The following is a 23622-nucleotide window of genomic DNA, read 5'->3' as shown; positions in this document are numbered from 1 at the left end:
TCTATTTGCTGTGGGGCGTAGCCAAGTTGGTAAGGCATCAGATTTTGGCTCTGACATCCGTAGGTTCGAATCCTGCCGCCCCAGCCAGAAAAGGGTGGCTATCGCCACCCTTTCTTATGACTAGTTGTTTGTCTCGTTCGGTCCTTCGCTATCAAGACTTACGTCCAGATCGACATCTCCTATTTGTGAAGGTGCCTCGATTTCAAATGGAACACTCAATTCGCCTGGAGTAACTTCGGTGTCAAAGTCTATGTCGCTAGAGGTTTCGAACTCCGTTGAGTCAGCTGTCTCGGTTGCATCGATCGTTTGGCTAGCGTTCAGTTCTGAGATATAGAATTCGATAGTCTCAATTAGACTCCTGATAGTCTCGTCTTCCGGATTAAATTCCAGAAGCTTCTCCAGGTAATGCTTTTCAGCCATAAGGTAGATCTCCATTAGAGGTTCGTTTTGCTCCAGATTTGCCATCTTCTCATAGATGTCAACAAGCAGATAAAGCGCACTAATCTTCAGATCCGTCGCGGCTTCTGTAGAGTTAATTACCTTTCGATTCAGATCTCCTTCTATGCTCTGAATAGGAGAGTCAATCAAGAGAGATCTAGCCTGCGCTCCAAAGTACTGACTATAGTATTGAAGATAGCTGTCCAGCAAGGCGGGGTTCTCCAGCAGAGGCCTCACGTTCATGTTGTAGGAGTTCTCGTTGTACATGTATGCGACTTCTGGATTATTGCCGTCTATCTGGTACATATAGTTTACGACTTTTGTTGAGTTGGGCATTACAGAATAGAGGTATCTAATAGAGCTCTCGAAACGGGAGTTCGTTTCGTCATAGACTTTCCGCTTATCTGCCAGCATCTCCTGAACTTCTTCCAAACTCTCAACACTGAATTCTGTCATGTATTCTCGGGCCCTTTTAGCTTCAGAAAGAACACTTCTCAATTCAGTGTTTGTTGCCGGAATTGTTTCAAGCTGACCGTTAATATCCTCAATCGACATCGATGTTGCGGTTGCTGGAAGAGCCAACAAGAGATCCTCTAGATCTTCCAAATCGAACACCTGATATCTGAGGTTGGTTACCTCGTCCTCAACTAACTGCGTATAGAAGACAACCGGAAGGTACGATTCGCCTATGAGGACATTTCCGGATTCGTCAAAATAGTCGCTTTCGAGTTCTTCCAGAAATCTCTTGGCCTCCTGTCTGTCTCTTCTTGCTTCATCATACTTGGAATACATCTGAAGATCGGGATCGTTTATCACATGCGATAGATTATTCTCCACTCTGTATTCTGCGATCCATTTGTCGAATTCAGCGTTCTCAAACTGATTCATNNGCTGTCGAATGTAGACTTGTTGTTTACAAGTATAAGGTGGTATCCGAATTGTGACTCGACAGGGCCGACCAAAACGCCGGGAGTTGCGTCAAAAGAAGCGTCTTCGAATTCAGGAACCATCTCTCCTCTTCTGAACTCCCCAAGGGCACCGCCACTGGCTGCAGTACCTGTGTCTATCGAATACCTAGTAGCGGCTTCGGCAAATGAGACCTCACCATTCTCAATCATCGCCTTTATTTCGACTGCGCTCGCTTCATCAGAAACAAGGATATGGTCTGCATCTACCCTCTCATAATCGAACTTCAAACCTTCTAGATTCTCCTCAACAAAAGTCTGGAAGCGACTATTCATGTCTGGAATCGCCTTGTTTGTGACATTCACAGTTAGCAACTGCGTTGCCACATAGTCTTTGATGAGCGCTGAGAAGGCATCGACAGAACCGTACTGGTAGATTATTGCGGATCTGGTTTCTTCATCTGCAACATACTGATCAACTATCCTCTTTGTCTCAGACTCGACCTGTGCAGTCGTCGGAAGGACTTCATTCTCTGTTGCATAGAGAAGCAGTGTCTTCTGATCGATCAATGACATGAATATGTCGTATCTAATTCCCATTTCGCTGGGATAGTTTTCCATCTCAAAATACGGATCTAGGGTATACCCCTGGCTTCTCAGGTTCGTTAGTGTGTCGCGTACCGATGTTTCGTACTCTGAATAGGTAATCCAGTAATTTGGATCAGAAAGAGGTGTGCCGTCCTTTGTGAGCCCTCCAACGGTTTCGCTGAAATTGACCGTAGCTCCTGTGTTCTGTTGATTTCCCTGAGAGCCGCTTCCAATATACTGGGCAACGGACCACCAAATAATTCCAACTCCAAAGAGTACAGCTACTGCCCAAACGACAGGCCGTTGAATAGATTTCATGAAATTAGGATTTCCTCTGGATTTCTTCTTTGGCATTTACTTTTCAACTCCCTCCAAGCACCAAATACTCTACAACCAAGAGGGGGAGGTTCATGCCTCCCCCGGCTTCACGAATTATACCATAGTAAGTTTGCTCTTGTAATCGGCGCAACGTCAAGAAAAATGATGGATTTAACTAACCGACCTGCTTAGCGTAGACCCTGAAGTCAATGTGCGGAAATATGGAGTCAATCCATTCCAGGGTTTTCAGTCTGCTTTCATCTATCGAATTACTCTCGATTTCTCCATAGAGCCTCAGCAGCCTGTCAATATGAGTCTTGGTTCTGTTAACAGCGTATTCCACTGTCGTGTTAGTTGTTATGATGAATGCCCAGTCGCTTGACTGAGCAAGAAGAAGCTCTCTAGCCATCTGATTTAGCGCCCTGATTCTAAGTGCGTCGTCTGTTCTTTCAAACTTCCTTGCGAGTTCAATCATTCTCCTGGAGCCTTCATCCAGATGCCGATATATCCAGTCGTTTCTACCATTCAGCCAAACTTCGTTGTATCCGTTGGCTCCCCAGGTAGAGGTATTGGGAGTGACTACCTGTGCCTGATCCATTGAGTTGATAACTTCTGGAGGAGTTGAAGGAACAACAATGTCATCTCCGCTAAGTTCTCTGAAAAGCTCCTCAATGAACAGAGGACCTTCATACCACCAGTGACCGAACAACTCTGCATCGAAAGGAGCAACGATTACAGGTTCTTCTCCGTCAAACTGACTGGATAACCTCCTAACCTGTTCTCTCTTTCTGTTTGCGAAATCCTTTGCGTGTTCTACAGTAGCTCTTCGGGCATCGTCCAAGTCATAATAGCTCTTTTCGTTGAGGGGTACATCTTTGCCAGTTATCTTATAATACTTTATTCCAGTGTTGCACCGCTCTCCACTCGGATCTATGTAGGGCCTAATATAGTCCTCTTCCCTGTCAAAGCCCACGTCTCTATAAAACTCTCTATACCTTGAATCACCGGGATAACCAACTTCGGCACTCCATACCTGTTGACTTGATTCGGGATCTCTTGCGAGCACAAAAACATTCTCTGGTGTAACTACCGGTCTGTATACTCCGTATCTCGGTGCCGGATCTCCGTACCAAAGGCTGTGAGAGTCAACAAAGAAGAAAGAAAGTCCGTGTTCGCGCAAATACGAATCGAAGCCTGGGACATAACCACACTCGGCCAGCCAGATTCCTCTAGGGTCCTTCCCAACATGTCTCCTATAGGAGTCAACTCCGATGCTTATTTGAGCATTTATCGCCTCAGGGAAATTGGTCATCAGAGGTAGAAAACCATGAGTAGCGTTACATGTTACAATCTCCAATTCTCCGCTATCCTGGAACCCTGAGAATTCTCCAACCAGATTGCAGTTGCATTCTTCATAGACTTTCCTAATGTCTTCCAGTTCATGAAGATAATGCGTAGCCAGTCTGTTGGCGGCCGGGTGTTCTGCAGAGGTTCTCGAAATCTCTATTTCTGCAAGCTCAATCGATGATCCAAGATAATTGAGATACTTCTTCTGCAGGTCGTTATTGGCAAGCATTTCCATCAGAGGCGGAGTTATGCTCATCGTCACTTTAAAATTCACTCCGTCACTCCTCAGCCTTCTGAAAGCCTGTAAGAGCGGTATATATGTCTCTGTAATGGCCTCGAATAGCCATCTCTCTTCCATGAAACTCGGGAAGTCAGGGTGGTTGATAAACGGCAAATGCGCATGGAGCATTAATACGAATCTCCCTCTGCTCATAAAATCATCTCCCGCTTCTGCTCTTCGAGATAGTCTTGATGAACTCTTCAGAAGAAGGATTGCCTGTTGGTCCCGAAGATTTCGTGATTCTCGCACGTCTAGAACTCTCGTGAGAGACTTTCAACTCTTTCCTAGAGCCTTTTCTCAGATCTACCCAGATTTCATTATCGGTAAACTTCGGCGAGTTCCTCGGTGTCCGCGTAATTCCAGATTTAAGAACGCTCTTGAAATGACCGTCACTGTAGTAACCGATCTCGGCAATGTAGTCTGCATCGGGAAAATCAACCTGGAAATACCAGTTGCCTGCATCGATAGAGATGTCAGACTCCTTAAATCTGTGAGCATTCTTTCCATCGTAGATGATGTTAGTAATATCACTGACTCTTACAAGAAGCCTGAATTGAGAGGTCGAAAGATCTCGAGCAGTTCGTTCAGAAAGATCCCACTCCACATACACCCAGTAAGGATTCACTGGATGGATAGTAACAAAATCATGAAAGTAGGATGATGGGATCTCTGCATTTACTGGCTTGGAAGGGCGAAGGATCTCTGAGGGAGTCTTTGTCGCTGCATCGCTCGAAACATGTTTGCTCTCCTGAGCATGCTTCTTCAGAGCACGAGAGATATCCTTTTTTCCCATAGTTCTCTTAAGGTTAATCCCCATCATTTTCGCGAAACGTCGGAGATCCTGAATCGTCGGGTCGGAACTTAGAAAAGATTGAATTTCTTCGTTAATCATGTTGAAAACCTCCTGGGCATGAGTTTCTCCTCGAGTAGATGATAACATACTCCAGGAAGATAATTCAAGTGATTACAGTTGACTAAAGGTGATTATTATCAATTTTCTTTCGCAGACAACTTAAATTGGCAGTTTTACGTAATATCTCTTAGCTTATCGACTACGTAGTCAACCATATAGTCGCTATCTACCTGAAACTGCGACCCGTCACTCATTACCCTGACGGTCACTATATCTCTTTCGATTTCTTCCTTTCCGATAATCAGAGAGATCTTCGCTCCGATTCTTGCAGCATGTTTCATTTTGTTTCGCATGTTTCTTTCCATCACGTCAACGTAAGTTGAGACCCCAGCTTTCCGGAGCCTTCTGGCATAATCGAATCCTTTAACACTCTCTTCTCTTCCAAAGGTAAGAACTGCAACTTCTGAGCCTCTTGGGATACCGGCTTTCGAGTTTTCCGATTTGAGAAGCATTATAATTCTCTCAAGACCTATCGCAAAACCAACTGCGGGGCAGCTCTTTCCTCCAATGTACTCAATAAGACCGTCGTATCTACCCCCACCGACTAACTGATCCTGGCTACCTAAAGAAGAGGACCTTACTTCGAAGGCAGTTCTACTGTAATAATCTAGTCCGCGGACCATGAATTGATCAACCTCATACTGAATACCTGCTTTATCGAGGTACCACTGAAGCTCTTCAAAGTGACTTCTACAGTCAACGTCGAGGTAATCTAGAATACTGGGGGCTCCTGCAACCCGTTCTCTATCAACCTTACAGTCAAGAAGTCTTAGGACATTCGTTTCGTACCTACGCTGACAGTCAGAACACATTTCGGGAAGCTTGTCACTGTAGTATTTTTTGAGAGCCGTCTTATAATCCTCTCTGCACTTAGGACAGCCGATAGAGTTTATGAATAACTTCGCTTTGTTCAATCTCAATTCTTTGAGGAAGCTGTAAGCCATCTCAATTATCTCGAAGTCTGCCAAGGGACTTTCTGAGCCAAGTATTTCCGCGCCGAACTGATGAAACTGCCTTAGTCTACCGGCTTGTGGCTTTTCGTAGCGAAACATCGGCCCGTTGTAGAAGAGCTTAATAGGCGACCCGAGATTCACAAAAGAGTTTTCGATGAATGCTCTGGCCACGCTTGCCGTTCCTTCGGGTCTCAAAGTGATCGACCTGCCGCCTTTGTCTTCAAATGTGTACATCTCCTTCTGGACAACGTCGGTAGATTCACCCACGCCCCTCTGAAAGAGTTCAGTCGCTTCAAAGATTGGCGTTCTGATTTCAGTGAAGGCGTACTTATGAGATATATTCCTTATGGCCTCTTCAACATAATGCCAGTATCCAATGTCTTCATAAGATATGTCCTGAGTTCCCTTTATTCTTGTAATCATGACTTTAAGCATTCCTCCGTCTTCTGAATATGATCTTTCCATCTCTAAGTAGTTTAGTTATAGCATATATTACGACAACGAATTCAAGCCTTCCGAGAAACATTCCTATTGTCTCGGTCCATAGGAGTCCGGCCGGTGCTCCGGGGGACGTTATACCTACCGAAAGGCCAACAGTGCTCAATGCCGAAGCAAACTCAAAGGCAGAAAGAGCCATCGAGTTTCCATATGACATCAATATTCCTGTTCCGACTGCATAAGTGAAGAAGTACAATGAAAAGACCAACAGAATCTCTTTGACCAGTGAATCGTCGATATACCTTTTCGTTTCACCTTTCCATATCTCCTGTTTGAGAAGCGCATCCTTTGGAAGGAAATAGCGTCTGATTTCGAGCCAGAGAATCATGATCAGAGCAAACAAACGGTATTGCTTGAGGCCTCCCGAGGTTGAATCAAGGTCTCCACCGAAAATCATCAACAAAACTATCAAATAGATACCGAACTGATTCCATGGGACAAAGTCCACGGTAGAGAAACCGGTACCTGTTAGAGCCGAAACAGTTTGAAACAGGCCGTGCCGAAATCTTTCTGCGCCCGATGAGTAAACCACCGTAAGAGTACCGGTCATAAGAAGAGGTGTGAAAACAGCAAGAATTACGAACATCAGTTTCGGTTCACCGTTTTTCCAGAAGGCTCTGAAATTCTTCTTCCACAATGCGTAATGTATTCCGAATCCGGTGGCACCCAGTATCATCAACACAATAGTGACTATTTCTATGAAGATGCTGTTGAATTCCCCTATTGATCCGGTTCTAGTCGAAAATCCGCCAGTTGCCAGAGCCGTCAAAGAATGATTTACAGCATCGAAGACATTCATTCCAGCTAGCACGTACATCGCGATTCCTGCCAGTGCATATGAACCGTAAATCACTGCTATAGTTCGCGTGGAGCTCTTTATATTCGGAACGAGATTATCCATTCGTCCTTCGGCCTTATAAAGACCGAGCCCCGAAGGTCCGAGAATCGCGGACATCATTATGATTGCAATGCCAGCTCCACCGAAGTACTGCATCAAGCTTCTCCAAAGCAGAAACGTTCCGGGGATTTTTTCAACGTCCACAAGGGTTAGACCAGTCGTTGTCCAACCACTTGTCGACTCAAAAACTGCCTGTGTGAAGTCTAGATAGCCCCCGATAACAAAAGGAAGGGCAGACAGTAGAATTGCGATTATCCAGGAGAAGAGGACTACTATCGCGCCCTCTTGAACTGTGATTGCGGAGCCAGGTTTAACTCGCATTGTCATTTTTAGAACAAGTCCCATGACAAAACTCAGAAACGCAGTTACGATGAACGAAAGACTCTCGGCAAATGTGGAGGGATTCCAAATGCAATATGACAAGGGAATCAGCAATAGTATCGGGAAGAAGATGAAGAGATTCCCCAAGTATCCAAAAACAAGCCTATATCTTTGCTTCAGAATGTTTTGAAACATCTACACCTCTCCCAGGAGGGTTTCAAAGACTGAAGATTGAACGGTTGGACTGCTCAGAACTAGAAGAACATCGCCCCTTTCAATGATTGTACTACCTCTTGGAATGACCACTTCGTCATCCCTGACAATCGCACCTATGACGCTTTCGTCCGGAAGAGGGATATCCTTGATAGCTTCTCCGATTATTGGGGACTTGTCCGTCATCTCTATCCTTAGAATCGAGACTTTCTCCGAAGAAGGAAGGAGGTTCGTAATATTCTCTCTGAAGAGGCTATCTTCAAGAGCAACGCCCAGTATTTCCGTTGGGCTTACAACACTTTTAATTCCCATCTTTTCGAAGACTGCTTTGTTGTCTGGATCATTCACCATAGCTACCGGGCGCTCGATACCATAGACTCTGGAGGCCGTTAGGCACGCAACGAGATTGTCCTGATCATTAGGAGTCAAAGCAACAAAGAGGTCCGATCGATCAAGCTCTAGTTCCTCAAGAATGTATCTTTTGCTGCCATCGCCTCTTACGACCACCGCACGAAGTTTCTTGGCCATTTCGTCACAAAACCGATCGTTCTTATTAACCATCATCACGTTATGACCCTTACTCAGAAATCTCCTTGCCAGGTGATAAGCGATCTTCTCGCCCCCGATAAGCACGATCTTCATTTGTCGTCACCGCCGATGAAGTACAACGCGTTCTTGATGCTTTCAACCGCTGACAGTGTTGGACAAATAACTTCTATCCCAAAATCGGAGAACATCTGGATGTTATTCGGATCATAAGCTCTTGCCACGACTCTTGGAACTTCGAAGTACTCTTTGGCAGACATTGAGATCATCAAGTTAGTATTATCATCCGTAGTGAGAACGAGGGCAACGTCGGCCTTGTCAAGTTTGGCTTCCTTCAATACATCGAGTTCTGTTGCGTCGCCCATTATGTTGAAACCTGTGAATTCGTACGAGAGCGCATTGAAAGAAGATTCGTTTCTATCGACGACAACCACACTGCAACCCATTGAAGAGAGCCAGTTAGCCATTCTCGATCCAAGTCTCCCGCAACCGAAGATAACGATGTAATACTCATCCTTCTTGATTGCACCCTTCATGAAAGGCATCTCTTACTCCTCCAGCTTCTTCAGTTCTTCAGAAGCTTCTTTGAAAGCCTCATCAAGAGAAAGTGAGGCTTTAAGATGTTTTGCAGCAAGTTTTGGATTATCTTTGGCCACCAGCAGTGCATAAAGAAAGTGAGGGAATGGTGACCCAGGGAAGTCGGAGAATAGGGCACTCATCAGTGATTCGGCCTTGGCGGTTTGGCCATCTTCGATCAATCTTCTGATTTCCCTCGCGCGCTTATAGATACTGTCTTCTTCTCTCAAGGCAAGTTCAAAGGCATCTCTGATTTCCTGAGGTGTGAACGGTTTGGTAAGAAAATCCACTATTCCCGCTTTAAATGCTTTTCTCATTGATTCGGGAGATATGTCTGACGAGACTACTATTACGGGAATTGAATATGCTCTATTCTTAAGTTCCTGGAGGAATTGAATTCCATCCATAGAAGGCAAGCTAAGATCTGTGAATAGGAGGTCTGGCTTTCGTTTCTCAATCTCTTCCAGGGCTTCCTCGGCAGTCACGAAAGTATGGACTTCATTGTCTTCGTTCTCCATGGTCTTCTTGACAATTCGCCTGACATTCAGCTCGTCATCGACCACGTAAACGAGTGCCATGCAATCACCTCCACAACACAAATCATATTACCACATTAAGCTCAAATAGTGTTTGAGAGTTTCCACAAATGGAATTCTTAGAAACTGTTTGTCTCGATTTGTTTCTTTGCGAAGTCAAAAAGAAAGGATATGGCAAAGCCGGATACAATGAGAGGGAGGTTCAATACCTCAATAGTCAATAGGCAACTTGAGATCAGTAATCCCTCGAGCCAGACACTAAACACCACAAGAACCTGGTATATTGAGAGCACATAGGAGAAGAAGCTTCCAACCAACAGATGCGAATACCGTTTTCTTACATTGCTTTTCTTCTCAGCGATTCCGAAAAAGTAGATAGCGGAGTTTATTCCAATGATGATGGCAAGAAACCGATCGCGATCAGTCAGAAGCAATCCGAAAAATGAGTTTATCGCGAGAGCTGCAAAGAGTACTCCACCGAACATAAGCCAGAATGTTATCGACCTGCCTCTCATAGGAATCCCCCAACTACTCTTACGATTAGTGCAACAGTATAGGCAACTGTAAGACTGTAGAAGACGGAGAAGAATACATACTTGTAGCTTCCGGTTTCATTCTTTATCACAGCAAGTGTTGGCATGCACGGAACATACAGAAGTACAAAAACTAGAAAACTCAAAGCTATTTCAGGGGTAATCAACGTTCTTATAGCACCAAGAGAGCTTCCTGAGACGCTAAGATTTCCAAAGAACGTTGTGAGCGATGAAACGATGACTTCTTTCGCGGCTATTCCGAAAACCAAACTGGTTATCATTTCCCACGTGTAACCCAGGGGTATGAAGAGCGGTTCAAGTGATTTCCCAATCATGGCTGCGAAACTCCCTGTCCCTTCTGTGGGAAAGTAACTGAGAAACCATATTACAACAGAGGCGCCAAGTATTATCGTACCAGCCTTTTCGAGAAAGTGACGCCCCTTGTTCCAGGTATAGAGAATTAATGAACTTAGCCTCGGTTTTCTATAACGTGGAAGCTCCATTATCAACGTGGAGGGCTCGCCCTTGAAGAAGAGCTTGTTGATCAGCAGCGCGGAAAGGACCGTTATAACAATACTTAAAACGTACAAAAAGAAAATCACTACACCGGCTCTTGCGCCGAAGAAGGTGCCTGCAATCAAAACATAGACTGGAAGCTTCGCGCTACAAGAGATAAAAGGTGAGACAAGAATGGTTACTATTCGCTCTTTTGGTTCAGAGATCGATCTTGTCGACATAATAGATGAAACATTGCATCCAAATCCAAGGAGCATAGACATGAAGGAGCGCCCGCTGAGTTTCATTGAATACATTAGTCTATCAATGACAAAGGCAGCTCTAGGCAAGTAGCCGGTTTCTTCAAGAATTCCAAGCGCTAGGAAAAGTATGAAAATGTTAGGCACGAAAACCAAAACGGCTCCAACGCCTCCTATTATTCCCTCAACAACGAGAGAACGAAGCCAATCTACGCCGATGAAGCCGCCAAATGCGCGGCCAAGGCCTCCGAGCAGTTCTTCAATCATGATAGATAAGGGTCCTGAGATAGTGAAGGTCAGCTGGAAGACGATGTACATAACCGCAAGGAATATCAAAATCCCAAGAAATCTATGGGTCATAACGTGATCTATTGCTTCGGAAAAATTCCACCCTATCTTTTCTTTACCCTTAACTGATGTGGAAAGGATCCTTTTTATATATTTATAGCGAGTTTCAGCGATTTCCACAGAGAAGTCGTAGTCCAGAGTTATTCCCGTTATTTTTTGAACTTCATAGTCCTTTTCCAGAAGCTTTATCGAAAGCCAACGTTCGTCAAACCCGGCCAGAGAAGGGTTTCCCCTTATTCTCTCTGATAGATCCCTAAGGTGAGCTTCCACTTCATCGGAGAAAAGATAGTGGACATGGCTGCTGCTCTTGGTGCTCTTCACAAGAGTATTCTTCAGCTCTTCGATACCTTCGCCTGTGACCGCCGAGGTAACGACAACCGGAATGCCAAGCTGCTTCGAAAGCTCGTTCTTGTCGATCTCAAAGCCTGCTTTCCTCGCTTCGTCGACTGCGTTTACTACAAGAACTACATCTCCGCGAAGCTCAAGAACTTGAAGAAGAAGATAGAGACTTCTTTCCAGGTTGACGGCATCACCTATGACTATTGCGACACCAGGCTTCTCATTCACAAGGAAATCCCTAGCTATTTTTTCATCAAGACTGGTGGCACCCAGAGTGTAAGTGCCTGGCAGATCAACAACATCTATGGTGTGATTGTGATGCCTCATCACTCCGGCTCTCTTTTCAACAGTAACACCGGGCCAGTTCGCAACAACCTGTCTCGAGCCGGTTAGACTGTTAAATATGCTTGTCTTTCCAACGTTTGGGTTTCCTAGAAGCGCTACGGTAATTTCCTTTGAATCGATTCTATCTGGCTGATTTTTCACGGATAAGTTTATCTCTCCCTGACTATGATTCGCATCGCCTGACCTCTCGAAAGCGTTGAATAATTGCCTTTAACGCTGATTTCAATCCGCCTTCCAAGATTACCGATTACTGTAAGTCCTTTGCCTTCTTCGATCCCCAGCAATCGCAGCCTTTCTCTAAATCCCATCCCACCGTTTATGAGACTAACCAAGTAATCTCCTTTGGAAGCGTATGAAAGAGAAATTGAAGATGTCTCTACAAGTATCCACATAGATATTTCATCTCTAAGAGTAATATCTGTGCCCTTTATTCTGTAGACTTTTGGATCACCAAAAGGAGCGACTTTGATCAGCTGTATCTCCTCGCCGCTAACAAAACCGAGACCACATAACCGCTCCCTCGTTATCGGGGGAAGCTCTAATTTTCTGATTTTGCCCTTTTCACCTTCGCACATTCTTGACAGTGGAACAACCATTGACATCACCATTATTGAGAATTTGTCTCAATAAGATTGTATCATTAAACGGCTGCCGCTGCATGTGAACGATCTGAAAAGAATCTAGGTGGATCGTTTCCAATGACCTAAGTGGATTTTACAGGAGTGAATCAACTACGTATAATTGTGGCAGAAGGAGGGAGATTGTTGAAGATCTTTCAGGTAGATTCATTTACGGGAGTGCCTTTTGGCGGAAATCCTGCAGGGGTCTGTATACTTGAAAAGGAAATTGAAGAGAGGCAGTATCTTAACATTGCGGCTGAGATGAATCTTTCCGAGACTGCTTTTGTGAATCCTTTGACGAAGAGTAATACTTTTGGGTTGAGGTGGTTCACTCCTAAGACTGAAGTGAAGATGTGCGGGCACGCCACTCTTGCTACTGCCTGGGTACAATTCACCGAGCTGGGAATAGAAGGAGAAATCTTCTATGAGACTCTAAGCGGCAGACTGAAGGTTCGGTATGTCGATGGAAAGATAGAGATGAATTTCCCTTCAGATAATCCAGTTAGGGTACCAATCGATGATGCTTTGGAGAGTATCATCGGAGTGAAAGGGAAAGGCTACTATTCACCCGCAACGGAAAAACTTCTCTACTTCATACCATCAATCTCTGAGCTCGAAGCGATTTTGCCGGACTTCAATCTTCTTGAGAAGATGGACTTTGGTATTGAAGTCAAGGGTTTGATCGTTACATCTCCCGGCGACCAAAGATATGATTTCTACTCTAGATATTTCGCTCCATGGGTAGGCATAAACGAAGATCCGGTAACCGGATCTGCTCACACAGTTCTAGGTCCTTTCTGGTCCAATCAACTTGGAAAGAGAGTTCTCAAGGCCCGTCAACTCTCTTCTAGAATGGGAGAAATCGAGCTCAGATTATTGGAGGAAAACAGAATTTTAATCCTGGGAGAAGCAGTCACGTTAATAAGGGGTACTATTTCGATCTAGTCCTGTCAGCGTCCAGCCGAATTCTGAGATCATCTTCATCTACTGGCTTACTTGGATTCACCGTTGCAAAAACCTTTTTAGATGGATCTTCACTTGCCAGTAAAGAAGAGAAGATAGATAAAAGCATGAACATTGGTCCAAGAGAGAAGCCGGCAACCGCTATGTGACCAGAGGCTCCGCTGTTCGCCATTCCAACTGCAAAAGAGAACCATGCGAAGACGGTTCCCGACAAGACGTCTGCCTTGAAATGGGTGAGGAGTACCGATGGGATAAGCAGAGCGAACAAAAGTAAGACAGAGGCAGCTTCTGAAGAAAAGAAGAAAGAAAGGCTACAGACAAGAATTACAAGACTTAATGAGAAAGTGAGACTTCCAAGAAAGCTTGATCTGATATGCTTCAACAAGTTGCCGTAGTTCATCTTGCTCAGCCTGAAGAGCTGTAAGGACAGGAAGACGATCGGAATTGATAGAATCAGCAATGCGCTACCCACATTTACTGCAGCGAAGAGAATCCAACCGGCAAGCATGGCATAGAGAGAGACAAGCCAGAAGCCGTCAAAAGCAGTTTCTTCGAACTTTCTTACGAAAAGAAAGTGTGCAATGATTAGAATTGGCCACAGAAGGCTCCTCGAAATCGCAGGGAGCAGATATCCATTGCTGTTCGAGGAAATGATTTCCGTCAGGATAACCGCAAGGATGTATGAGAAGACCCATATCGAGAGGAAGATCATTATTGTGCTTCTAGATGCTTTCAAGCCACTACCTCCAGTCCAGATAGAAGAATCAGATCAATGTATGGACTCTATCTTCTCAAGTACCAATTGCTCTATTCTCACTAGTTTAGTTAACGCCGAGTCTTTATCTTTCGCTCTAGCATAGATGTAAACCTTCAGTTTGGGCTCTGTTCCCGACGGTCTTATCGCGTACCATGAACCATCATCGAAGATGAACTTAATGACATCGGAGATTGGAATCTTCGTTGCGCTCGCTTTTCCGGTATGAAGATCAGTATTAACGCCGCTCAGAAAGTCTATGTAATTCACCACTCTCGAAGTGCCTATCTCAACGGGGTACTCCATCCTATACTCCTTCATAATTCTGTCGACCCTCTTTTGTCCCGATACGCCTTCAAGAATTATTGATATCTGCTTCTCCGAGAAGACACCGTATTTGACATATAGCTCATCGAGTACGTTCAACAATGACTTTCCTCTCTTTAGGAAATAAGCTGCCATCTCACAAAGAAGCATGGATGAAGAAACGGCATCCTTATCTCTTACAAAGTTTCCCGTGACATAACCTATGCTTTCTTCGTATCCGAATATGAATCTCCCCTTTCCACCTTCTTCAATTTCAATGGCTTTTCCGCAGATATTCTTGAATCCAGTTAACGCTTCGAAAGTTCTTACCCCGTACTCTTCCGCAATCGTTTTCGCCATGTCTCCCGTTACTATAGACTTAACGATGAAGCCATCTTCAGGTAGAACTCCCTTCTCTTTCATAGATAGAAGAAGATAGGAAACGAGGAGTGCCCCCGTCTGATTCCCGTTAAGTGGTTCATAGTCCTCATTCTTTTTGATCATTACTGCGAGACGATCAGCATCTGGATCAGTTGCAAGAAGCAAATCGGCCTTCTTTTCAAGCCCGAGCTTTCTAGCAAGTGCAAAGGCCCTAACATCTTCAGGATTTGGATAACCAACTGTAGAGAAGTCTGGATCTGGATTCTCCTGTTCAGGAACCACAAAAACATTCTTGAAGCCCCGTTCTCTCAATACACGACGTATCATGACGTTGCCGGTACCATTCAAAGGAGTGAAGACGATTCTTATTGATTTGTCCAGCTCCTCCTCTGAATCTCGAAGGGTAAGTGACAAGACCTTAGAGATGTAGAGATCATCGAGCTCCTTACCCACATCAACCAGCAGTCCATTCCTTCTTGCTTCTTCAAGAGGGATCGTCTTCGGGCCAACAAACAGCTCTGTTTTTCGCATCTGGGTGTAGACTTTGTCGGCCACTTCGGGCAGTACTTGAGCCCCATCTTCCCAGTATAGCTTGTACCCATTGTACTCTTTTGGATTGTGGCTGGCGGTAATCATTATTCCCGCTACTGTTGAGAGTGTAAGAACGGAGAAGGAAAGCAGCGGTGTTGGCCTTATATCATTGAAGAGGTAGACTTTTATTCCATTTGCTGTGAGTACCGACGCTGCAATTTCGGCGAAATCTCTTGACATATGTCTGGAATCGTAGGCGATTACAACACCTCTATCCCTTTGCTCAAGACTTCCGGTCAGAATCAGATTCGCCAATCCCTGCGTTGCTCTGGCAACGTTGTACTTGTTCATCCTGTTGTCGCCAGCGCCCAACTTGCCCCTTAAACCTGCTGTACCAAACTCGAGTTCTTTATAGAAGCGGTCCTTTATCTCGTCGTCACTGTTCGATATAGAGAGCAATTCATTTCGGGTAGGTCCATCGATTTCGGGGCTATTAAGCCACCTCTGATAGCGGCTCTTGTAATCCATATCAAGCCTCCTTTTCTCTTCTAACCAATTATATAGTACAACTAAAGGGTTGGCAAAGCTCATCTTCGGCATACAAGTTCAACAGCTGAAAGAAATCTCCCTCTATGAGTCGATTAGTAAGAGTGTTTTGATGCCATCATGGAAAAGCATGCGTTGTATAATCACTAAGGCGGCACTTAACAATTTGGGGGTGTGATTTTGCTCTACAGAAAGATCATGGTTGGAGAGAATCTTGAATCCATGCAGTGCGAGATGTATTTCGAAAGCCTGTTTGATGTCGACTTCGACTATCTGGTCGGTCTTGGAAAGGATATGCCGACGATTCTTTTCATAGACGCGAGCAAATACAGCAAAGATGTTCTCAACGACTGGATCTTCGCTTTCACGAATATTATCCTTATTAATAACAATCCAATCAGGGCATTCATCATTAGGGGTTATTCTGAAGAGCTGCAGGAGTTCAAAGGTTACTACCGCGTTGTCAGCAGCTACAAGAGTGCGAGGCAGATAGTTCAGGAGATAGTATCCAGTATCGACGGCAGCCTGGATAAGATAATCGGAAAAAGCAATAGAGTTCTTCAGATGAAGAAGATGATGGTCCTCACTATGTTTTATGACGGCTCAATAATGATTCTCGGAGAGACGGGATCTGGCAAGAATCTACTTGCAGAAGTAATAGCCAAGCTCTCTCCAAGAGGTTCCAGGCCCTTCTATTCGATAAACTGCGCGGCGATACCGGAGAACTTACTGGAAAGCGAGCTCTTTGGGTACAAGAAGGGGGCCTTCACCGGAGCAACTTCCGAAAAAGTTGGTCTTATCGAACAGGCGAACTACGGGACGTTATTTCTAGATGAGATCGGAGATATGCCACTGAATCTGCAGGCAAAGATCTTGGCGATAACCGAAAACAGGGAGTTCTTTAAGATTGGTGCGACAAAACCGATGAAGGTAGATGTTAGGTTCATAACGGCAACGAACAGATATGATGATTCTGCATTAAGAAATGACCTAAGATACAGACTGTCCGCAGTGAAGATAGATCTCCCACCGCTAAGAGAGAGAAAGACGGACATCCCGCTGATTTTTGACGACGTTCTAGAGAAGAAGGGATACCTTGTAAAATTCGATAATATCCCTAAAGAGCTTAAGGAGAGGTTTCTTACCTACGGCTACCCAGGCAACGTCAGGGAGTTGATCAACATGGTTGAAGAGTATCTCGCGGTCAACGATGTTGTTCAAGCTTCCGTAAACTCTTCGATGTCGAAAAATGTCAAACTTCTCGCCGAAGAGGCGATGGTGGCTAGAATAGTAAACGGAACAACCTACAAAGACTTTCTCCAGGAAGTCTATAAAAGCGCCTCTCAGGAACTACTCCAACAACGTTCAGAAGTCCTCGGAAACGATATTAACGAACTCTCAAAGGAATTTGGTTTGACTACAAGAAGGATCAGAGATCTCCTTGCTGAGCTCAACAGCTCCGCCAAAAATCCGACACGAAGTGATGGAGAAGAGTGAAGCCACGATCATCGGACTCTCCTTATCCGAAAATATTAATGTATAATCTCTGGAGTAGGAGGTGTTTTTTTGGCGATACGAAAGCTCAGTCTACCAACAGGGGTTGAAGTCGCCGAGCTTTTCGGGGAGTATGATCGAAAAGCTAAGTATATTCAGAAGAAGCTGGATGTAAGGATTTCGATCATCGGTGATGAGATTTGGATAAAAGGTGAAGATGGAACAGGAATAGATATTGCAGGAAAGATAGTGGATGAACTTGTTCAGATAAGCAGAGATGGCCACCTTGTTGAGTGGAGGGAGTTTGAATATATAGTAGATCAACACCTGCAGTATGACGAGGATGGTGGAAGCTTCAAGGGCGTCTACAACGAAGTAAAGGAAACAACGCTGCTTTCAAACAGGATAAGACCGAAAACCATCGGGCAGAAGAACTATATGGAGACGATGAAGGAGAAAGAACTCGTCTTTTCCATTGGCCCTGCTGGGACCGGGAAAACCTATCTTGCTGTAGCTATGGCAGTAGACTTTCTGAAGTCAGGTAAGGTACAAAGGATAATCCTCACTCGACCAGCCGTAGAAGCTGGAGAGAAATTGGGATATCTTCCGGGCACTCTTCTCGATAAGGTAGATCCTTATCTGAGACCTCTCTATGACGCACTCATGGAAATGATACCCGCTGAGAAACTCGCCTACTACAGAGAGAGTTCGATAATCGAAGTCGTCCCTCTTGCTTATATGAGAGGAAGGACTTTGAACAACTCATTCATCATCCTTGACGAGGCTCAAAACACAACCTACCAGCAGATGAAGATGTTCCTTACTAGAATTGGATTTGGTTCGAGAGTAGTTGTGACTGGGGATATTACTCAGATTGACCTTCCTAGAGATTCAGGGTCGGGTTTAGTGGTCATTCAGAAAGTGCTTGGAGATATCCAAACTATCGGCTTCTCATATTTGACGGATCAGGATGTTGTGAGAAACCCTCTTGTTAAGGACATTATAAAGGCATACGATGAGTATGAACGAGAAGAAAAAGACGAAGAATAGTGAAATATCAAAGGTTCAGTTTCCTCTTGAGAGACTTCTGAATGTCAAAGATCTCACAAATTTCGTGGCCTTTCCCATATTCCTAGCACTGCTCAATAGATTGCCGTTCCTTTCGCTTCCTTCAAAACCATTTCTCTACTTCGTGGGTTCGGCGATCTTATGGTACATATTCGCGGAGAGATCCGTCAAAAGTAACAGGTATTTCAACCTTCATAGAGCTTATCGAATAACCTTCTTTTCTGTTGTTTCTTTTGGTGTTTTTGTGAATTCTTTTGTACCCTCTCTTGCAGACGAAGCACTTCTACCGGAAATGACACCGATTTTTCTGAGTGTTTCAATTGTGACAGTTCTGATTGGTTACCAGGAGGGGATTGGCAGCGGTCTGTTCATGTCCTTCCTTGCATCTGCGAATCTCGACAACTCTCTGGAAACATTCATACTGTTGTCGGTGGTGGTTCTTGCAACAGCTCTTACCACAAGAGCTATAGAGAGAAGAATTGAGATCGCTAGAGCCGGTTTCGAAGTTAGCTTGATATTTACGGTGGTAAATGGGGTCAGAATGTCACTTCAAGGAGAGGCAATTCGTGCGGTCGATCTGTTAATAGCTTTTGCTAATCCCATACTGTCGTCTGTGATTGTAATTGGAATAATACCCTATCTCGAGTACGCAAGCAGGATTTACTCGGATACGGGTTTGCTGGAACTCGGAAATCTATCCCATCCTTTGCTGAAGAATCTGTCGATATACGCGCCAGGGACCTACTATCACAGCATCTCCGTTGCAAATCTCTCTGAAGCTGCCGCGGAGAGGATAGGAGCAAACGCCATACTGGCGAGAGTAGCAGCCTATTTTCATGACATCGGAAAGTCTAAACGTCCGCAATACTTCACTGAGAACCTGCAAGAGGGGGCAAATCCTCACGACAATATCACGCCATCAATGTCAAATCTCGTTATAAATGAACACGTGAAGCAAGGAATCGAACAGGCTAGAAAGTATAGGCTTCCGCTTCTTGTAGAGGACGTAATAAAAGAACATCATGGAACAAGAATAAAGAAATTCTTCTTTCACAAAGCCAAGACTATGGGTCAGGAGGAGAGAAGCGATGACTTCAGATATCCTGGTCCGAAGCCGCAGTTCAAGGAGTCTGGGATAATTATGCTGGCTGATTCCGTTGAAGCAGCGTTCAAGAGTATAAAGAAACCTACTCCCGCAAAGACTCAAGAGCTTGTTGAAGAGGTCGTCAACGGTATCTACAATGAAAGGCAGCTTGATCAAAGCGGATTAGATCTCGATGATCTTGAGAAGATCATTGAAGCTTTCACTAGAGTTCTAATGAGTATGAATCAGCCAAGAATTGAATACCCTAAAGAGGCTACCGAAAAGGTGGTGTCCTTCAATGGAGATTCTGATACAAAACAAGACACAGAGGAAGGTAGAAGAGAACATAGTAGTTGACATCGCGGAGAAAGTAATAAGAGCAGAGCTTGGTGATAAAAATCCGGGGGTACTGAACATTCTGCTCACGGGCGATTCAGAAATCAAAAGCATAAACAGGGAATTCAGAAACAAAGATGAATCAACCGATGTTCTTTCTTTCCAGTACGGCTTGGAAGAGGAAACTATTGGTGATATAGTAATCTCGCTTGACAGAATCTCTGAGCAAGCTGCTGAGTTCGACAATTCTTTTGAGGAAGAACTATACTACATTCTCATTCACGGCGTCCTACATGTTCTAGGGTACACTCATGAAGGATACGATAATGGAGGAGAAGAGATGTTTGATCTCCAAAAAGATTATTTCACGCGCTTTGTTAAGGAGGGATAGGCTTTGTCTGATTTTAGACCATTTAGAGCAGTAAGACCTGCAGAAGGAATGGCGCAAAAGGTGAACTGCCCACCATACGATGTTGTTTCATTTGAAGAAGCGAGAGAGATCGGGAGGAGTCCCGAGAGTTTCATGCATGTGATTAGGGCAGAAATCGACCTTCCAATGGAAACCGATCATTACGCCGACACGATCTATTTGAAGGCAAGGGATAACCTTGATAGAATGATCCGGGATGGAATTCTCGTGCAGGAAGATGAGCCGATGTACTACATCTATTGGCAGAAGATGAAAGACCACGTTCAGATCGGAGTGGTTGGAGGAGCCAGTGTAAATGAATATCAGAAAGACCTCATAAAGAAACATGAGCTAACGAGGCAGGACAAGGAAGAGGACAGAGTTAAACACATAAGAACCACCGGTGCAAATACGGGCATGGTTTTCCTGACGTTCCGAGCAAATGAAGGGCTTGAGAAGATTCTTCAGAGATACTCCAAGGAACTGCCATTATCAATGCGTGTTATCGATGAAAATGATGTTGAACATAGACTTTATGCAGTAAAGGAAAGAGAGAAGGTCGATGAACTGAGAGCTGCATTTTCAAGTGTCGAGTGCATGTATATTGCCGATGGTCATCACAGAGCAGCTTCGTCTTCCAGGGTAAGAGAGCTTTTCAAGAAGGAAAATCCAGCACATACAGGGAACGAAGAATACAACTTCTTCATGGCCGTTGCGTTTCCGCATTCTCATCTAAAGATAATGGACTACAATAGAGTCGTTCAGGATTTGAACGGCATGACCGAATCGCATTTCATCGAAAAGGTAAGCAAGGCTTTCGATGTTGAAGAAGCTCCCAATATTCCATACAGGCCTCTTAAGAGACACGAATTTGGAATGTGTCTGACAGGCAAGTGGTACAGATTGACGGCCCGAGAGGGCACTTTTGATGAAAGCGATCCTGTTTCAAGCCTCGATGTAGACATTCTTCAGAAGAATCTTCTCCATCCCATTCTTGGAATTGACAATCCAAGAAAGGATTCCAGAATCGACTTCGTAGGAGGAATAAGAGGACTGAAGGCTCTTGAGAACAGAATAGCCAATGGCTGGGCGGTCGCGTTCTCAATGTTCCCCACTTCGATGGAGGAGCTTTTGGCTGTCGCCGATCAGGGAAGGATAATGCCTCCGAAATCAACCTGGTTCGAACCAAAACTGCGCAGTGGACTTGTGGTTCATTTACTTAGATGAAAACAGGGGCTCTAATAATAGCAGGCGGTCTAGGACTGAGAATGCATTCCTCTCTTCCAAAACAGTTTATGCCTCTTTCAGGAAAAGAGATATTCGTCAGATCCGTGGAAGTATTTCACGGATCTGCTTATGTTGATTTCATTGTGCTGGTCGTTCACAAAGACTGGATAGGTCAGGCGAGGAAGATTCTCGAGAAAAGAGGAATCGACTCGGTAAGTATGGTATCTGGAGGAGAGACAAGGCAAGAGTCCGTTCACAACGGGCTTTTGTTCTGCGAAAGAATCAAACCAGAGATAGTCATGATCCACGATGCAGCAAGACCTTTCTTTTCGAAAGAGCAGATTCCGGAGATCCTTAGACTTATTACACCTGGAACGGGAGTCGTAGTAACTGAGAAAGCAACAGATACAGTCTATCTGGTGGAAGATGAAGTGGTGGTTGACGTTCCTAATAGAAGTAATCTCAGACGGGCAGAGACCCCACAGACCTTCCCGTTCTGCGAAATCCTGCAGGCACACAGAAAAGCAGCCGCAGAAGGGATTCATTGCTCAACTGATGATGCGCAACTTTTCTTAGGATTTGGCGGCAGAGTGGTTACTGTCGACTCGATCGCTCCAAACCCAAAGATAACTACTCCTCTCGACTTCAAGATGGCCGAGCTACTGATAAATAGTGAATATGACTTCAATAGAAGAGACTAATACTCACTCAAAGAGAATTCGGGCACGGAATCCGAGAGCTTGAAAAGCTCCTCTATGCTTCTTCCGAAAAAGATACTATCAAAGAAGAACTTCACCGCGCTGTCCAGGTAATTTACCGCATCTCTCTTGTTCATGAACCTTCCTGTCTCGCCGAAGAAGTAAGTTAGTGGAGAGAGATTTCTGACCATTGCAAAGTCGACATGTCTCATGCCGCTTATGCTTAAGTTGTAGTTCGATTTGGCAGAATCTTTCGAAACCACTGAAAGAAACTCGCCATTGACACCGGATTCCCATTCACTTGAAGTCATCAATAATACTGGATTTGAAAGCCCTGAAACCAATTCCTGAATGGTGAAACCTTCAAGGGTAGGATCGGCCAGGACCATCGGAACTTCTTCGTTTGAAAGCGCATACCGTAAGGCAACGCTCCCGCCTCCGGAATGGCCGTAGAGACCGATGTCCTCCATATTCAATCTTTCATAGAAATCTGAATAAGGATCTTCATTCATCTCTTTTAGAAACTCAATTACATAGTCTATATCACGAGAAAGATACTCTGACAGAAACCTGAGCTTATTCTCTCTTGTGCCTTCAGGCAAGCCGTCAAGAAGGTCGTTTCCCAAAAAATAGTAGACGTTATTGTCCGAAAATGTCACTACTGCACAGGCGCCCGGGTGCTCTATTCCTGCGACAAGATATCCGCTGCTAGCCAGGGACTCGGCCAGGGAGGTATGTAATTCACTTATTGATGACCAACCGAGAAGCAATATGATAACGGGCCAGCCAGACGAGTTCATGGATGGCGGCGCGCCTATGAATGAATTAGTTCGTACTCGGTATAGATGCTCGAACAGGCCCTTCGGGTAACCGGTCATTATCTCGAACCCCTCAAAGATAATCGGATCATTGTTTATCCAACCCTTTCTTTCATAACCGGAAACCTCATCTCCTGGATACCAGATATCCAGACCTATCTTCGTAGAATCCGAGTAGCTTAGACCAGCAACTCCAATCGGTTCGGGATTTCTTACTTCGAAAGAACGAAATCCAACCTTATGAGGTCCGTCAGGTACAGGCATGTGATTCAACGGGAAGAGATAGTCTAGAAGAGCAAGAGTTCCCAAAAGAATTCCAAGAATAGCATAGACGGTTGCGTTACCCACTTTCGATCTCAAAGACTCATCTCCCCTGCAGAAGCTGCAAGAATTCCAGACAGTATCGCGATTCTTGATTATACCAAGATTGATTTATGGACGTAATCCATGTGAAACAGCAGTTGGAAGACACAAGGCTGCCTTCGGAAGGAGGCGAGGCCGACTTCGTCGGGAAGTGAGGCTGGGAAGTACATCCGGGGAAGTGATGCTGCTGCGCAGGAGGGAAATAAACGCCAGTCACCTTCGGTGGCCACTCTTTTCTTCGCAAAGGGCAGTCTGCTGCGCAGGCCAGTTCGGCTTGCGCCGGGAAAACAAAGACCATCGAGAAAGAGCGTTGTCGAGAGGTTCGCTGCGCTCACGAGAGCAGAGAGAGAGACAGTCACTGCTGAAATTAGACG

The 23622-nt window shown here is 44.8% G+C and carries 22 protein-coding genes and 1 tRNA gene; 8 read left to right on the top strand and 15 right to left on the bottom strand.

Going from position 1 to position 23622, the window contains the following annotated elements; genetic code table 11:
- Positions 1-11: 11 nt before the first annotated feature.
- Positions 12-87: transfer RNA gene (locus tag B3N33_RS00550), tRNA-Gln, on the top strand.
- A 33-nt stretch (positions 88-120) separates the two neighbouring features.
- Here the strand turns inward: B3N33_RS00550 and B3N33_RS00545 are convergent.
- The 12 genes from B3N33_RS00545 to B3N33_RS00490 form a co-directional block, all read right to left on the bottom strand.
- Positions 121-1275 carry a hypothetical protein gene (locus B3N33_RS00545; protein ID WP_292591803.1) on the bottom strand — a complete coding sequence of 385 codons (1155 nt, stop codon included), beginning with the start codon at positions 1273-1275 and terminating at the stop codon, positions 121-123.
- A 47-nt stretch (positions 1276-1322) separates the two neighbouring features.
- Positions 1323-1556 carry a peptidylprolyl isomerase gene (locus tag B3N33_RS13100; protein ID WP_422655888.1) on the bottom strand — a complete coding sequence of 78 codons (234 nt, stop codon included), beginning with the start codon at positions 1554-1556 and terminating at the stop codon, positions 1323-1325.
- Between the two features lie 868 nt (positions 1557-2424).
- On the bottom strand, positions 2425-4029 hold the full coding sequence (locus B3N33_RS00535) for a glycoside hydrolase family 57 protein (RefSeq protein WP_214078599.1): 1605 nt from the start codon (positions 4027-4029) through the stop codon (positions 2425-2427).
- A 4-nt stretch (positions 4030-4033) separates the two neighbouring features.
- Entirely contained in the window at positions 4034-4768 is a 735-nt protein-coding gene (locus tag B3N33_RS00530) for a DUF4912 domain-containing protein (protein ID WP_214078600.1), read from the bottom strand.
- A gap of 134 nt (positions 4769-4902) precedes the next feature.
- Complete coding sequence (gene hisS / locus B3N33_RS00525) at positions 4903-6177, bottom strand: histidine--tRNA ligase (RefSeq protein WP_292591799.1); 1275 nt, start codon at positions 6175-6177, stop codon at positions 4903-4905.
- Positions 6170-7654, bottom strand: coding sequence for a TrkH family potassium uptake protein (locus tag B3N33_RS00520; RefSeq protein WP_214061299.1), 1485 nt, complete (start codon positions 7652-7654; stop codon positions 6170-6172). The genes hisS and B3N33_RS00520 overlap by 8 nt, the downstream gene beginning before the upstream one ends.
- On the bottom strand, positions 7655-8314 hold the full coding sequence (locus B3N33_RS00515; RefSeq protein WP_214061300.1) for a potassium channel family protein: 660 nt from the start codon (positions 8312-8314) through the stop codon (positions 7655-7657).
- Complete coding sequence (locus tag B3N33_RS00510; RefSeq protein WP_214078602.1) at positions 8311-8763, bottom strand: potassium channel family protein; 453 nt, start codon at positions 8761-8763, stop codon at positions 8311-8313. The genes B3N33_RS00515 and B3N33_RS00510 overlap by 4 nt, the downstream gene beginning before the upstream one ends.
- A 3-nt stretch (positions 8764-8766) precedes the next feature.
- Positions 8767-9372, bottom strand: a complete 606-nt coding sequence (locus B3N33_RS00505; protein WP_099829153.1) for a response regulator — start codon at positions 9370-9372, stop codon at positions 8767-8769.
- A 77-nt stretch (positions 9373-9449) separates the two neighbouring features.
- Entirely contained in the window at positions 9450-9845 is a 396-nt protein-coding gene (locus B3N33_RS00500; protein ID WP_214078603.1) for a hypothetical protein, read from the bottom strand.
- Positions 9842-11791, bottom strand: coding sequence for a ferrous iron transport protein B (gene feoB / locus B3N33_RS00495; RefSeq protein WP_214078604.1), 1950 nt, complete (start codon positions 11789-11791; stop codon positions 9842-9844). The genes B3N33_RS00500 and feoB overlap by 4 nt, the downstream gene beginning before the upstream one ends.
- Positions 11792-11799: 8 nt before the next feature.
- A complete protein-coding gene (locus B3N33_RS00490) occupies positions 11800-12246 on the bottom strand; it encodes a FeoA family protein (RefSeq protein WP_214060059.1) in 447 nt (148 codons plus the stop codon).
- 168 nt (positions 12247-12414) lie between these two features.
- On the opposite strand from B3N33_RS00490, the gene B3N33_RS00485 reads away from it, so the two are divergent.
- Positions 12415-13215 (top strand): PhzF family phenazine biosynthesis protein, encoded by an 801-nt coding sequence (locus B3N33_RS00485; protein ID WP_292591795.1) that lies wholly within the window; start codon positions 12415-12417, stop codon positions 13213-13215.
- Here the strand turns inward: B3N33_RS00485 and B3N33_RS00480 are convergent.
- Together B3N33_RS00480 and B3N33_RS00475 are read right to left on the bottom strand one after the other, a co-directional pair.
- A complete protein-coding gene (locus tag B3N33_RS00480; protein WP_292588830.1) occupies positions 13202-13969 on the bottom strand; it encodes a hypothetical protein in 768 nt (255 codons plus the stop codon). The genes B3N33_RS00485 and B3N33_RS00480 overlap by 14 nt on opposite strands.
- 33 nt (positions 13970-14002) lie before the next feature.
- Positions 14003-15733: a phospho-sugar mutase gene (locus tag B3N33_RS00475; protein ID WP_292591794.1), complete on the bottom strand. Its 1731-nt coding sequence runs from the start codon at positions 15731-15733 to the stop codon at positions 14003-14005.
- A gap of 198 nt (positions 15734-15931) precedes the next feature.
- On the opposite strand from B3N33_RS00475, the gene B3N33_RS00470 reads away from it, so the two are divergent.
- The 6 genes from B3N33_RS00470 to B3N33_RS00445 all read left to right on the top strand — a co-directional run bounded on the left by B3N33_RS00470 (position 15932) and on the right by B3N33_RS00445 (position 22070).
- A complete protein-coding gene (locus B3N33_RS00470; protein ID WP_292591792.1) occupies positions 15932-17248 on the top strand; it encodes a sigma 54-interacting transcriptional regulator in 1317 nt (438 codons plus the stop codon).
- Between the two features lie 69 nt (positions 17249-17317).
- The gene (locus B3N33_RS00465; RefSeq protein ID WP_099829146.1) at positions 17318-18295 is read left to right on the top strand and encodes a PhoH family protein; all 978 of its coding nucleotides are present in this window, start codon (positions 17318-17320) and stop codon (positions 18293-18295) included.
- Positions 18261-19754, top strand: a complete 1494-nt coding sequence (locus tag B3N33_RS00460) for an HDIG domain-containing metalloprotein (RefSeq protein WP_292591790.1) — start codon at positions 18261-18263, stop codon at positions 19752-19754. The genes B3N33_RS00465 and B3N33_RS00460 overlap by 35 nt, the downstream gene beginning before the upstream one ends.
- Positions 19696-20124, top strand: a complete 429-nt coding sequence (gene ybeY, locus B3N33_RS00455) for an rRNA maturation RNase YbeY (RefSeq protein WP_292588838.1) — start codon at positions 19696-19698, stop codon at positions 20122-20124. Before B3N33_RS00460 ends, ybeY begins: the two co-directional genes overlap by 59 nt.
- Before the next feature lie 3 nt (positions 20125-20127).
- Positions 20128-21369, top strand: a complete 1242-nt coding sequence (locus tag B3N33_RS00450) for a DUF1015 domain-containing protein (protein WP_214060430.1) — start codon at positions 20128-20130, stop codon at positions 21367-21369.
- Positions 21366-22070 carry an IspD/TarI family cytidylyltransferase gene (locus B3N33_RS00445; protein ID WP_292588841.1) on the top strand — a complete coding sequence of 235 codons (705 nt, stop codon included), beginning with the start codon at positions 21366-21368 and terminating at the stop codon, positions 22068-22070. Before B3N33_RS00450 ends, B3N33_RS00445 begins: the two co-directional genes overlap by 4 nt.
- On the opposite strand, the gene B3N33_RS00440 is transcribed toward B3N33_RS00445, so the two are convergent.
- Complete coding sequence (locus B3N33_RS00440; protein ID WP_292588843.1) at positions 22067-23245, bottom strand: hypothetical protein; 1179 nt, start codon at positions 23243-23245, stop codon at positions 22067-22069. The two genes, B3N33_RS00445 and B3N33_RS00440, sit on opposite strands and share 4 nt — an antisense overlap.
- Between the last annotated feature and the right edge of the window lie 377 nt (positions 23246-23622).

The organism is Mesotoga sp. UBA5825, assembly GCF_002432955.1.
Taxonomy (GTDB): domain Bacteria; phylum Thermotogota; class Thermotogae; order Petrotogales; family Kosmotogaceae; genus Mesotoga.
Note: the sequence above shows the minus strand (reverse complement) of the source record. Positions and strands in the feature narration are given on the sequence as shown.

Excerpts from the sequence above, each read along its gene's own strand:
- B3N33_RS00460 (WP_292591790.1), top strand. The coding sequence starts at position 18,261 with ATGAGTATGAACGAGAAGAAAAAGACGAAGAATAGTGAAATATCAAAG.
- ybeY (WP_292588838.1), top strand. The coding sequence starts at position 19,696 with ATGGAGATTCTGATACAAAACAAGACACAGAGGAAGGTAGAAGAGAAC.
- B3N33_RS00510 (WP_214078602.1), bottom strand. The coding sequence starts at position 8,763 with ATGCCTTTCATGAAGGGTGCAATCAAGAAGGATGAGTATTACATCGTT.
- B3N33_RS00475 (WP_292591794.1), bottom strand. The coding sequence starts at position 15,733 with ATGGATTACAAGAGCCGCTATCAGAGGTGGCTTAATAGCCCCGAAATC.
- B3N33_RS00445 (WP_292588841.1), top strand. The coding sequence starts at position 21,366 with ATGAAAACAGGGGCTCTAATAATAGCAGGCGGTCTAGGACTGAGAATG.
- B3N33_RS00505 (WP_099829153.1), bottom strand. The coding sequence starts at position 9,372 with ATGGCACTCGTTTACGTGGTCGATGACGAGCTGAATGTCAGGCGAATT.
- B3N33_RS00515 (WP_214061300.1), bottom strand. The coding sequence starts at position 8,314 with ATGAAGATCGTGCTTATCGGGGGCGAGAAGATCGCTTATCACCTGGCA.
- B3N33_RS00520 (WP_214061299.1), bottom strand. The coding sequence starts at position 7,654 with ATGTTTCAAAACATTCTGAAGCAAAGATATAGGCTTGTTTTTGGATAC.
- B3N33_RS00530 (WP_214078600.1), bottom strand. The coding sequence starts at position 4,768 with ATGATTAACGAAGAAATTCAATCTTTTCTAAGTTCCGACCCGACGATT.
- hisS (WP_292591799.1), bottom strand. The coding sequence starts at position 6,177 with ATGCTTAAAGTCATGATTACAAGAATAAAGGGAACTCAGGACATATCT.
- B3N33_RS00490 (WP_214060059.1), bottom strand. The coding sequence starts at position 12,246 with ATGGTTGTTCCACTGTCAAGAATGTGCGAAGGTGAAAAGGGCAAAATC.
- B3N33_RS00500 (WP_214078603.1), bottom strand. The coding sequence starts at position 9,845 with ATGAGAGGCAGGTCGATAACATTCTGGCTTATGTTCGGTGGAGTACTC.
- B3N33_RS00535 (WP_214078599.1), bottom strand. The coding sequence starts at position 4,029 with ATGAGCAGAGGGAGATTCGTATTAATGCTCCATGCGCATTTGCCGTTT.